Below are 11,344 nucleotides of genomic sequence, written 5' to 3'. Positions count from 1 at the left end.
ATTGCCAAAGCAGGAGACGTAGTTGAGCATTTCGAATCGCGCGGCGCGCAGCGTCCGTCTGGTGACGCTCGCCATCACGAGTGCCGTTATCGGCCATGCGGCATTTGCGGCCGACGCCTGGCCGACCCGGCCGATCAAGGTCATCGTTCCCTATACCCCCGGCGGGTCCACCGACACGGTATCCCGGGTCGTGTTCGAGAAGGTATCGCAAAGCCTCGGCCAGCCCATCATCATCGAGAACAAGCCGGGCGCTAACAGTACGCTTGGCGTTGGCGTTGCCGCGCGCTCGGCGCCGGACGGCTATACCTTTGTCTCGGTGCTCGCGGCCTACAGCGCCAACATGTCGCTGTATTCCAAGCTGAGCTACAAGCCTTCGGACCTCGTGCCGGTGGCCGAGATGGCGGAGCTGCCGCTGTTCCTGTTCGCGAGCAAGAAGGTGCCCGCGAAGACCGTTGCCGAACTGGTCGACTATGGCAAGAAGCATCCCAATACGCTGACATTCGGCTCAAGCGGCGTGGGTAGCTCGGCGCACCTGACGGGCGAGCGGTTTGCCATGGAATCGAAGGTCAAGATGACCCATGTGCCGTATAACGGCAGCGCACCGATCCTGCCGGCGCTTGTTTCCGGCGAGGTGTCGGTGGCATTCGATCCCCTGCTGGTGCCGATGCCGCACGTGAAGTCGGGCAAGATCAATGTGCTGGCCGTCGCCTCGGCCAAGCGCTGGCCGGGCGAACCGAATATCCCGACCATGGAAGAATCGGGCTTCCCGGGCTTCGTGATGAGCTCCTGGACCGGCCTGCTGGCACCTGCCGGCACGCCCGCGCCCGTGGTTGACCGCATGGCCAGGGAAATCGCGGCGGCAACGCGCAGTCCCGACGTGGCAAAGAAGCTGACCGACCTTGGCTTCGTGCCGGCAAGCGGTTCGTCCGAGGAATTCCGCAAGGTGATCGAGCGCGACATCGCTCGCTATGGCCACATCGTCAAGGCGGGAAAGATTACCCTCGACTGAGACAGGCGCTGCGGCCTTAAGGCGAGCAAGCCCTGCCTCAAGACCGCAGCCGCACCTGCACATCGCCCCGAGGCCACCCACATTGGCTGACGGGTGGAGCGCGCGTCATCCCGGCCCGCCCGTCAGCGACGACGTGTCGTTCAGGGCCGGGCGCACGCTACACGCGGCGTTCACTCGAACCCGAATCCATAGCAGAAAGGACGCATCGAAGCGGAAACTGCAGGTACGCTGGAAAGGCTTGCAGGGTTCGCTGCAGCGGCTCGGTCACCTCCTGGCTCCGAGCTCGTTTGACGTTGCCGCCAACACTGCACACCGCGCGCCGGCGCAAAAAAAACGAGCGCCGCGTGGATGAATTCTGGCCAGGCGTGGATTTTGCTGGCCTATATTTCATCCAGAGATTTCTCCTGCTGGTCCGCTTCGTGGCAGCACGACGAATGTGCGTGGCGGCGGGGAATCCGTCTGCGCTGGAGAGTCAGATGAGCGTCGTGCCCGAGCCAAGGGTTGCCGGCACCACTTCAACCCGCAAGAAACGTCCGGGCGCCCCCACGCGCCATGTGTGGACCCGTTACTGGGCCATTGCCCGCCCCTACTGGTTTTCGCGTGAGCGATGGAAGGCGTCCGGCCTGCTGCTCCTGCTGATCCTGCTGCTGCTCGGCCAGACGCAGGCCGAAGTTTGGATCAACAAACAGACCGGCGAATTCACTTCGGCCCTGGCGGCGCAGGATGCCGACCGCTTCTGGGGCTCGATCCAGAAGTGCCTATACATCCTGCTCGGCGCCGTTCCCGTCTATTCCTCCTACTACTACCTGCGCAACAAGCTGGGCCTGCTGTGGCGACGATGGCTCACCCGCCATTACCTCGACGGGTACTTCAAGGACCGGACCTATTACAAGCTCAACGCCAACGCGGCGATCGACAATCCGGACCAGCGCATCAGCGAAGACATCAACACCTTCACCAAGCAATCGCTGTATTTCCTGTCGATCGGCATCGGCGCGCTGCTGCAGCTGATTGCCTTCAGCGCCGTGCTGTGGTCGATTTCCCAGATGCTGGTCTACTTCCTGGTGGTCTATGCCATCGCCGGGAGCTTCGTCTCGATGTACTTCTTCGGGCGCGTGCTGATCGGGTTGAACTTCTTCCAGCTCAAGCGCGAGGCGGACTTCCGCTTCAGCCTGATCCGGGTGCGGGAGAATGCCGAGTCGATCGCCTTCTACCGTGGCGAGGCGCTGGAATCGTCGCATATCAGCGGCCGCTTCGAGCAGGCCTTCCGCAACTTCGACAAGCTCATCAAGTGGCAGCTGAGCCTGAACACATTCCAGTACGGCTACGGCTTCCTGACCATCCTGCTGCCCAGCGCCATCGTCGCCTCGCATGTGCTGTCCGGGGAGATGGAGGTCGGGCGCGCGATCCAGGCCGCGGGGGCGTTCGCCGCGGTGCTGAATGCCCTGACGGTTATCGTCGACAACTTCGAAGAGCTGGCCCGCTTTGTCGCCGGCCTGGACCGGCTGGATACCTTCGCCAGCACACTGGCCGACTCGCCGGCCAAACCTGGCAAACCGGCCGAGCCGGCGCCGACGATCGAGGCGGTGCAGGACTCGCGCCTGTCGCTGCTGCACGTGACGCTGCGCACGCCGAACCTGGAACGCACGCTGGTGCGCGACCTGACGGTGTCGGCCGATCCCGGCGAAGGGCTGCTGATCGTCGGCGCCAGCGGCGGCGGCAAGAGCTCGCTGATGCGCGCCATTGCCGGACTATGGACCAGCGGCAGCGGCTGCATCATGCGCCCACGTCCGCAGGACATGCTGTTCCTGCCGCAGCACCCGTACATGGTGGTCGGCAGCCTGCGCGGCCAGCTGCTCTACCCCAACCACATCGGGCAGCACATTGCCGACGACGAGCTGATCCGGCTGTTGGAGCTGGTAAACCTTGGCAGCATCGTCGACCGCTTCGGCGGCCTCGACACCGAAGTGGACTGGGGCAAGGTGCTGTCGCTGGGCGAGCAGCAGCGGCTGACGATCGGGCGCGTGCTGCTGTCGCGGCCCCGCTATGTGATGCTCGACGAGGCCACCAGCGCGCTCGATATCGCCAACGAGGAAGGCATGTACCGGCTGCTGGCCGGCATGGACGCGACGCTGGTCAGCGTCAGCCACCGTCCGTCACTGCTCAAGTACCACCACCAGGTGCTGGAACTCGACGGCACCGGCGGCTGGAAAGTCAATCCGAGCCGGGGCTACCGTTTCTGAGGGCACGGCGCGCGCATGTTCGCATTCCGGCAAGCGCCGGCTCGCGAACCGGCCGCTGGTCGAGCGCTTGTCCGACGAACTGGTCAGGATCGCTCAGTCACCCGAGTCCAAGGCGTTCTGCGCGAACCAGTCGATGTTATCGCCGAGCGCCGCCAGTTCCCCGGCCCGTTGCCGAACGAGGACGCGCACTGGAAGCGCATCGCGCAACTGTCGAAGGAATCCTGACCGGCGGATTGCGCAAGCTCAGCGGTAGACGAGCACGGGAATCCTGCAGTGCGTGAGTACCTTTTGTGTTTCGCTGCCGACCAGCAGCCCTTCCAGCCCGCGCCGCCCGTGCGATGCCATGAAAATCACGTCACAGCCGTGCTTGGCGGCGGCATCGATGATGCCCTTGTATGGCACCGACGTGCTCATGTCGGTCTGGCAGGTCACGCCCGCCTCGGTGGCCGCGGCGACAACCTCGGCCAGCACCGCGCCGGCCCGCTCGGCCTCATGTTCCTCATACGCCTTTCGCCGCGGATGGCCGGCATCCCCTGAGGACAGGTAGGGATACTCCTCCATGCACGTATACGCCGTCAGCTTCGCACCGCCCGCCTTGACGAAATTGATCGCCGCCGCCATGGCGACCTTGGAAAGCTCCGAGCCATCAGTGGCCAGCAAGATGTGCTTGAACACGATTCCCTCCATAGGCTGCTGATTCTTGTTGCCGCGGCGAGGTGCCGCGGCAAGGTTCAGTATGGACAATAAATCGCCCCGCGGCGGAGCCCGTCTTTGAGTTCAGGCGAACTGGCGGACTCAATTCTCGATCTTGAACCCGATGTCCTTGATGAACTGTCCCCAACGCGCATGATCGGTCCGGATCTGTGCGGAAAACGCTTCTGGCGTGACCGCCTGCGCCGGCAGCACGCCGATGCCGGCCAGCCGTTTCTGGTACGCCGGGTCGGCCAGCACCTTGCGCACGGCCTCGGAGACGGCATCAACCGTTGCCTTCGGCATGCCCTTCGGTCCAAACAGGGCGAAATAGCCGCTAAGTTGCTCCATCTCCTGGAAACCCAGCTCACGGAACGTCGGCGCGCCGGGCGCCATCTCTGAGCGTTCCGGGATGGTGGTCGCCAGCACCTTGGTCTTGCCGGCCTGGTAGAGCGGCACGCCGGTGGTCAGGCCGTCGATCATCAGCGGCACCACGCCGCCCACGAGGTCCTGCGTGGCCGGCGCCGAGCCCTTGTACAGCACCGGCTCCAGGTTGGTGCCTGCCAGCCGGTTGAACAGCAGCGGGCCAAAGTGCGACGACGTGCCCGGGCCGTATGAGGCGGAATGGATCGGCTTGCCCGGGTTGGCCTTGGAATAGGCGATCAGTTCCTTCAGCGTGGAATAAGGGGCGTCCTTGTTGGCGGCGAGCAGCACCGGGGCACGGCCGAGTTCGGCCAGCGCGGTGAGGTCGGTCAGCGGGTCATAGGGCACGCGGTTGATATGCGCGCCCGAGGTGGCGGACGAACCTAGCGTCACCAGCAGCGTCTGGCCGTCGTTCCTGGCGCGGATCACGTCCTGCGTGGCGGGAATGGTGGCGCCACCCGGCTTGTTCTCCACCACCACCGACTGGCCCGCCACGCGGCCAAGATAGTCGGCAAACAGCCGCGCCACCACGTCCGTACCGCCGCCGGGCGGATACGCCACCACCAGCCGGATCGGCCGCGACGGCCACTGCTGCGCCATGGCAAACGGCGCCACGCCGGCGCTTGCGGCAAGGACTGCGGTGCCCAGGAACTGTCGACGGTCCATATCTGAAGTCTCCGCTTTAATGTTGTCGGCCGCGCTGGCGGCGGGTACTTCATATTAGGGAGTGTTGCTGCGCGGGACATGCGGGGTTTTCCAGCATGGCGCGGATCCGGATTGCTCCCGGCGGCTGGGCTGTCCGCGCGACTTCTTGCTACGCTGCTGATATAAGCCGCCGTCGTCCCTGCATGCGCTGGTATGAACGTTGCACACCACCGGCTTGGCACGGCGATAGGAGTGATCATGCAAGAGCTGGCCTTCCGCACCCTGCTGTACCGCTACTTTTTCTTCAACTGGCTGTTCCGCGACGCCAGCCGGGGAAGCCACGCCGAACGGGCCCACGCCTGGCATTTCAACAAGGCGCGTGCGCACTGGCTGCCGACATATATGCGGCGCTGGCTGTGGTGCGGGGTCTTCTTCTATGCCGTCGGCAGCGTGGTGGAAGGCGTGCTGTGCGCGCCGGTGCTGTCGGCGCTGTTCTACGTGCCGGGCGCGCTCAGCGTGCCGGTCAACGTCATCATCATGGTGCTCTGGATCGGGCTGAAGACGCTGCCCGGGCCGCTGTAAAAGGAAGCCGCACAAAAAAACCGCAGCCATCAGGCTGCGGTTTTGTTCATGCCGGAGCAGTGCGGCCTGCTCAGACCTCTTCGTACAGCGGCAGCGTCAGGAACTCGGCGAAATCCTCCGACGTCGACATCTGCTCGAAGATCTCGGCAGCGCGGTCATAGGTCTTGGTGTCGCCACCGACCAGTTCCTTCACCTTGGCGAGCTCTTCCGGGATCAGCTTGCGCACCAGCTCGGCCGTGACCTTGGTGCCGTCTTCCAGCTTGCCCTTCGGCGAACGGATCCACTGCCACACCTGCGAGCGCGAGATCTCGGCGGTGGCGGCGTCTTCCATCAGGTTGTGGATCGGCACGCAGCCGTTGCCGGCCAGCCAGGCGCCCAGGTAGTGGATGCCGACGTTGATGTTCATGCGCAGGCCGTGCTCGGTGATCGGCGTTTCCGGCTTGAAGTCGAGCAGGTCGGCGCCCTTCACTTGCACGTCCGGACGTTGCTTTTCGAACTGGTTCGGCTTGTCGCCCAGCACTGCCACGAATTCCTTCATGGCCGGCTCGACCAGGCCCGGGTGCGCCACCCAGCCGCCGTCGTAGCCGTCGGTGGCATCGCGGCGCTTGTCGCTGATGATGCCTTCCATGGCGATGGCGTTCTTCTCCGGATCGTTCTTGATCGGGATCAGCGCGCTCATGCCGCCGATGGCGGGGGCGCCGCGCGAGTGGCACGTCTTGAGCAGCAGCAGCGCGTAGGCGCGCATGAACGGCGCGGTCATGGTGACCTTGGCGCGGTCGGCCAGGCAGAAGTCCTTGTCGTTCTTGAACTTCTTGATGCACGAGAAGATGTAGTCCCAGCGGCCGGCGTTCAGGCCGGCGCTGTGCTCGCGCAGCTCATACAGGATCTCTTCCATCTCGAACGCGGCGAGGATGGTCTCGATCAGCACGGTGGCCTTGATGGTGCCTTGCGGCAGGCCGATTTCGTTCTGCGCCATCACGAAGATGTCGTTCCACAGGCGCGCTTCCAGATGGCTTTCCATCTTGGGCAGGTAGAAGAACGGGCCGGCGCCGCGGGCGATCTGTTCCTTGGCGTTGTGGAACAGGAACAGCGCGAAGTCGAAGATGCCGCCCGAGACGCGCTTGCCGTCGATGGTGACGTGCTTTTCGTCCAGGTGCCAGCCGCGCGGACGCACCTGCAGCGTGGCGATCTTGTCGTTCAGCTTGTATTGCTTGCCCTTCGATTCCAGGGTCAGCGTGCGGCGCACGGCAGCCTTCAGGTTGACCTGGCCCTGCAGCTGGTTGTGCCAGTTGGGGGTGTTGGAATCCTCGAAGTCGGTCATGTAGCTGTCAGCGCCCGAGTTGAAGGCGTTGATCACCATCTTGGCTTCGACCGGGCCGGTGATTTCCACGCGGCGGCATTCCAGCGCCTTGGGCACCGGTGCAACCTTCCAGTCGCCTTCGCGGATGCTCTTGGTTTCCGGCAGGAAATCGGGGACTTCGCCGGCGTCCAGGCGCTTGGCGCGCTCGACGCGCGCGGCCAGCAGTTCCTGACGGCGCGGCTCGAAGGCGCGGTGCAGCTTGTCTACCAGGGCCAGGGCTTCCGGCGTGAGGATATCTTCGTAGGCCGGCAGGATTTCGCCGGTAATCTTCATGCCCGCGGGCAGCGTGATAGCCATCAGTGTTCTCCTGTAAACGATAGCGATAGCTTGGTGATTGGGGCGCCCTGCTATACCGCCACGCCATGGGCGCGGACAAATTCGAGCAGGTCGTTCATGTCGTGCCCGGTGCCGGAGGGGGCTACGTCGAGCCGCTCCGCCGGGTGGCCGGCACGGTTGATCCAGAAGGTGGTGTAGCCAAACCAGGTGGCGCCGCAGGCGTCCCAGCCGTTGGACGAGACGAACAGCATCTCCTGCGCGTCCAGCCCGAAGGCCAGCGGCCCCAGTGCATAGGCAGCGGGCGCGGTCTTGTACTGGCGCACCGCATCGACCGACAGCACATGGTCGAACAGGCCGTGCATGCCGGCGCTCTTGACCGAGATATCGAGCATCTCGGCATTGCCGTTGGACAGGATGCCCAGCGGCAGTCCCGCCTTGCGCAGGCGCTTGAGCGCGCCCAGGTTTTCCGGGAATGCCGACAGGCAGGCGTATTCCTTGAGCAGCTGGGCTTCGGTGGCCTCGTCCAGCGGCAGGCCCAGGCGCTCGGCGGCGTAGCGCAGCGCGTCCACGGTGATGGCCCAGAACGGCTTGTAGTGCGCGCCGTCGTGCGCGGCCATGGTGCGGATGCGCGTGTAGTCGATCTGGCGATCGCGCCACAGCAGCGCCAGCGCCTCGCCGCGGCCCGGGAACAGCTGTTCCGCGCGCGCGGTGACGGAATACACGTCGAACAGCGTGCCATAGGCATCGAAGACGACTGCGCGGATCTTGTTCATGGGGCGCTGGCAACCTGTGTGTGCAAGGTGTGTCGGTGCCGGACCACAACTGCGTAGCCGTGTACACCGATGAATGCATCGCATTGTAGAAAGACGCTGCACTGCGGCAAAGGTGCCCCGGGTCACTTGATCTTTTACTTTTCGGCCACTAATCTTGGCTGACTAAAACGATACTCCGCACTAAAACCTTGCGCATTTGCCGCCGGCAGCACGCTGGAACGCATCGTGCGTGACCGAACCGGCACAAAAGGCGCGGGTGGGTACTACTCGGGCACTACTCGGCGAACATTTGTGGACCATTTCAAACAGCTGGAGACTTTTGTATCCGTCGCCTCGCGCGGCAGCCTGTCGGCGGCGGCGGCGGCGGAAGGCGTGGCGCCGGCCATCATCGGGCGTCGCATCGATGCGCTGGAAGAGCGGCTGGGCGTGAAGTTGCTGGTACGTACCACGCGCAAGATCAGCCTGACCTTCGAAGGTTCGGCCTTCCTGGAGGACTGCCAGCGCATCCTGAACGATTTGCACAATGCCGAGGCCAGTGTCTCGGCCGGCGGCGTCAAGGCCAGCGGCCATCTGCGCGTGACCGCGCCGGCCGGCTACGGCCGCAAGCACGTGGCGCCGCTGGTGCCGCTGTTCATCGAATCCCACCCGGACGTATCGATCACGCTGGACCTGTCCGACCGCGTGGTCGACCTGGTCAATGAAGGCTTCGACTGCGCGATCCGGCTGGGCGACCTGCCCGACTCCAGCCTGGTCTCGATCCGGCTGGCCGAGACCCGGCGCGTGGTAGTGGCCTCGCCCGACTACCTGGCCCGCGCCGGCCGCCCCGACACGCCGGACGACCTGCAGCGGCATAACTGCCTGGCCTTTGGCGCCAGCGCCAACGTGCAGCGCGGCTGGGTATTCACGCAAGACGGCCGCTCGGTGACCGTCAAGGTCGGCGGCACCATGGAATGCACCGACGGCGCGGTGCTGCACGAGTGGTGCCTGCAGGGCAACGGCCTGGCGTGGCGCTCGTGGTGGGAAGTCGGCAACGAAATTGCCAGCGGCCGGCTGGTCACGGTGCTGGACGACTTCCAGGCGCCGCCGATCGGCATCCATGCGGTGTTCCCGCAGCGCAAGCACCTGCCGCTGCGGGTGCGGCTGTTTATCGACCACCTGAAGAACACTTACGGCAACCCGGCCTACTGGCGCCGGGCGGAGCAGGCGGCATCCGTGTCGGCGGCAGCTGCGCTGGCAAGCTGACGGCCAGCGCAAGACTCCGGGGTGTGACGCTTTTGTTGCAATTGATTTAGCACAATGCCGTACTCGGCACCCTGACTACAATGGATTCAGACAGGCGCTTTCCTCCGCCCCGGCATCGCCCCACCGGCGCCGGGCGGCAGCCCTGCCCCCATCCCTGGTCAAAAAAGGAGCCCCGCATGTTCCAACACATCCTGCTACCCACCGACGGCTCGGAACTCTCCAAGAAAGCCATCAACGGCGGGCTGGAACTCGCCAAGGCCATCGGCGCGCGCGTCACGGCCTATGTCTGCCTGGAGGAGTATCCCTACACCCCGTTCAGCGAAATCGTGGTCGAGGCGCCGCAGGCCTTCAAGGACCGCATCGAGAACCAGGCCAAGCTCTACCTGAAGGAAGTCGAGAACCTGGCAACCGCGGCCGGCGTCACCTTTGACGCGGACATGTCGACCTTCGCCGTGCCCTACCTCGGCATCATCGACGCGGCCGAGCGCCATGGCTGCGACGTGATCTTCATGGCGTCGCATGGCCGGCGCGGGCTGTCCGGCCTGCTGCTCGGCAGTGAAACGCAGAAGGTGCTGACCCATACCGATATCCCGGTGATCGTGTATCGCTGACCCCGACCCGCTGCGCAGAAAGCACAACGCCCGCACCGGGCTCTCCGGTGCGGGCGTTGTCATGCCTGCTGCCAGTGGCTTACGAGATTACGAAGCCTTGCGGATCCGCTCCTCGATATGTCTGGCGCGGTCATCCGAACCCGGGTGCGACGAGAACATGCTCGACTTGCCGCCATCGAGCTTGGCCAGCTTCTGGAACGCCGTCACCAGGCCGCGCGTGCTGGCCTTGTTCCTGGTCAGCAGGTCGAAGGAGTAGTCATCGGCGGCGCTTTCCTGCGACTGCGAGAACTGCGCGTTGATCAGCTTCTCACCCAGCTCGCCCAGCTGCGACGACGACAGCGCGGCCACCGCGCCGTTGCCTGCCGACACGGCAGCGCCACGCGCGGCGGTCGCGGTGTAGGCGACCTGCATGGCCTTCCTGGTGTGGCCCAGTGCCACATGGCCCAGTTCATGGCCGAGCACGCCACGCACTTCATCGTCGGTCATCATGTCCATCAGGCCGCTGTAGACGCGCACGCAGCCATTGGCCATGGCCCAGGCGTTGACGTCCCTGGTCAGGTACACCTTGGCGTTGACGTTGGGCACGTTGCTGCCATTCAGGCCGCTCATGATCTTGGCCAGGCGCTTGCCGTAGGTGGTATTGGCCCCGGCGATCTTGTTGGTCTTGTCCGATTCGGCGCAGGCCTGGTCGGACAGGCTCTTGACGTCCGCGTCGCTCAGCGTCGCGGCCTTGGCCAGCGAGGAGCCGGCGGACACCATGCCGTCGATGTTGGTGGGCATGCCAGCGGAGCAGCCGGCCAGCAGTGCGGCCGCGATGGCGCAGGTAGTGAGAGAGAATGATGCTTTCATGATGTTGTTGTTGATAGAGGCCCGGAAAGTGCCGACAAAGGCCGGGGCACTTTATGGCATCCACTTGCTGCCTGCATCACCCAAATGCAATAAGTCGTCAGATATGACAATTTGTTGCATTTCGCACTTGCTGCTTGCCCGGACGCTCTGCGGCGCATCCACTGACTCTGCATGGAATCTTCGCCAATGTCGCCTAATCTTGTGGCAGGGCGATCAGCGAGTGGAAAACTCGCAAACAGTCGCAACGCGTTCGTTTTAGGCCGGGGCTGACGGAAGGTGGCATCATCATGCGACTTTCACTACTAACGAGGCTCTGCCTCAGACCGACGAGTAGTACGGGTGACTGCGGAGCGCTGAGGGGGTAAGGTGGCTCCGGTCGAGCCGGCTGGGACAAGCCCAGCGATGTACGAGCTCGAAGCTCAATGGGGTCCGAAGACCCCGTGGACGACCGGAGCCAGACATGACGGTACCACACAGTGTGTGCGATGTTCTACGCGACCACGTCGTGCTCGAAAGCGAGTGCATCGACCGGATGTACCTCAACGTGTACGTGCCGCAGTTGCAGCGCGTAGGCGGCGTGGTGTGGTACCTGCGCGGCCACCTCGGTCAGCGCTTTGCCTCGACGGCGACGGTGGCGCCCA

At 64.5% G+C, this 11,344-nt stretch carries 10 protein-coding genes and 1 pseudogene; 6 read left to right on the top strand and 5 right to left on the bottom strand.

What is annotated here, in order from left to right:
• Window positions 1-58 precede the first annotated feature (58 nt).
• Together K309_RS0122100 and K309_RS0122095 are read left to right on the top strand one after the other, a co-directional pair.
• On the top strand, window positions 59-1,009 hold the full coding sequence (locus K309_RS0122100; protein WP_369796484.1) for a Bug family tripartite tricarboxylate transporter substrate binding protein: 951 nt from the start codon (window positions 59-61) through the stop codon (window positions 1,007-1,009).
• Between the two features lie 476 nt (window positions 1,010-1,485).
• Window positions 1,486-3,252 (top strand): ABC transporter ATP-binding protein/permease, encoded by a 1,767-nt coding sequence (locus tag K309_RS0122095; protein WP_029048448.1) that lies wholly within the window; start codon window positions 1,486-1,488, stop codon window positions 3,250-3,252.
• 243 nt (window positions 3,253-3,495) lie between these two features.
• Here K309_RS0122095 and K309_RS0122090 read toward each other — a convergent pair whose 3' ends face one another.
• Together K309_RS0122090 and K309_RS0122085 are read right to left on the bottom strand one after the other, a co-directional pair.
• Complete coding sequence (locus K309_RS0122090; RefSeq protein ID WP_029048447.1) at window positions 3,496-3,927, bottom strand: universal stress protein; 432 nt, start codon at window positions 3,925-3,927, stop codon at window positions 3,496-3,498.
• Between the two features lie 120 nt (window positions 3,928-4,047).
• On the bottom strand, window positions 4,048-5,031 hold the full coding sequence (locus K309_RS0122085) for a Bug family tripartite tricarboxylate transporter substrate binding protein (protein WP_029048446.1): 984 nt from the start codon (window positions 5,029-5,031) through the stop codon (window positions 4,048-4,050).
• Between the two features lie 237 nt (window positions 5,032-5,268).
• Here K309_RS0122085 and K309_RS0122080 point away from each other — a divergent pair, with 237 nt between their 5' ends.
• Window positions 5,269-5,592 carry a hypothetical protein gene (locus tag K309_RS0122080; RefSeq protein WP_029048445.1) on the top strand — a complete coding sequence of 108 codons (324 nt, stop codon included), beginning with the start codon at window positions 5,269-5,271 and terminating at the stop codon, window positions 5,590-5,592.
• A 70-nt stretch (window positions 5,593-5,662) separates the two neighbouring features.
• Here K309_RS0122080 and aceB read toward each other — a convergent pair whose 3' ends face one another.
• A complete protein-coding gene (gene aceB / locus K309_RS0122075; protein WP_029048444.1) occupies window positions 5,663-7,249 on the bottom strand; it encodes a malate synthase A in 1,587 nt (528 codons plus the stop codon).
• A 50-nt stretch (window positions 7,250-7,299) separates the two neighbouring features.
• Window positions 7,300-8,001, bottom strand: coding sequence for a haloacid dehalogenase type II (locus K309_RS0122070; protein WP_029048443.1), 702 nt, complete (start codon window positions 7,999-8,001; stop codon window positions 7,300-7,302).
• 291 nt (window positions 8,002-8,292) lie between these two features.
• On the opposite strand from K309_RS0122070, the gene K309_RS0122065 reads away from it, so the two are divergent.
• A complete protein-coding gene (locus tag K309_RS0122065) occupies window positions 8,293-9,243 on the top strand; it encodes a LysR family transcriptional regulator (protein WP_029048442.1) in 951 nt (316 codons plus the stop codon).
• Between the two features lie 176 nt (window positions 9,244-9,419).
• On the top strand, window positions 9,420-9,854 hold the full coding sequence (locus K309_RS0122060; RefSeq protein ID WP_012353026.1) for a universal stress protein: 435 nt from the start codon (window positions 9,420-9,422) through the stop codon (window positions 9,852-9,854).
• An 87-nt stretch (window positions 9,855-9,941) separates the two neighbouring features.
• Here K309_RS0122060 and loiP read toward each other — a convergent pair whose 3' ends face one another.
• On the bottom strand, window positions 9,942-10,703 hold the full coding sequence (loiP, locus tag K309_RS0122055) for a metalloprotease LoiP (protein WP_029048441.1): 762 nt from the start codon (window positions 10,701-10,703) through the stop codon (window positions 9,942-9,944).
• Window positions 10,704-11,163: 460 nt separating this feature from the next.
• Here loiP and K309_RS37055 point away from each other — a divergent pair.
• A pseudogene (locus tag K309_RS37055) lies at window positions 11,164-11,344 on the top strand (hypothetical protein); the annotation flags it as partial.

The organism is Cupriavidus phytohabitans (assembly GCF_000426345.1).
Taxonomy (GTDB): Bacteria; Pseudomonadota; Gammaproteobacteria; order Burkholderiales; family Burkholderiaceae; genus Cupriavidus.
Note: the sequence above shows the minus strand (reverse complement) of the source record. Positions and strands in the feature narration are given on the sequence as shown.

Excerpts from the sequence above, each read along its gene's own strand:
- K309_RS0122095 (WP_029048448.1), top strand. The coding sequence starts at position 1,486 with ATGAGCGTCGTGCCCGAGCCAAGGGTTGCCGGCACCACTTCAACCCGC.
- K309_RS0122085 (WP_029048446.1), bottom strand. The coding sequence starts at position 5,031 with ATGGACCGTCGACAGTTCCTGGGCACCGCAGTCCTTGCCGCAAGCGCC.
- K309_RS0122080 (WP_029048445.1), top strand. The coding sequence starts at position 5,269 with ATGCAAGAGCTGGCCTTCCGCACCCTGCTGTACCGCTACTTTTTCTTC.
- aceB (WP_029048444.1), bottom strand. The coding sequence starts at position 7,249 with ATGGCTATCACGCTGCCCGCGGGCATGAAGATTACCGGCGAAATCCTG.
- K309_RS0122070 (WP_029048443.1), bottom strand. The coding sequence starts at position 8,001 with ATGAACAAGATCCGCGCAGTCGTCTTCGATGCCTATGGCACGCTGTTC.
- K309_RS0122060 (WP_012353026.1), top strand. The coding sequence starts at position 9,420 with ATGTTCCAACACATCCTGCTACCCACCGACGGCTCGGAACTCTCCAAG.
- loiP (WP_029048441.1), bottom strand. The coding sequence starts at position 10,703 with ATGAAAGCATCATTCTCTCTCACTACCTGCGCCATCGCGGCCGCACTG.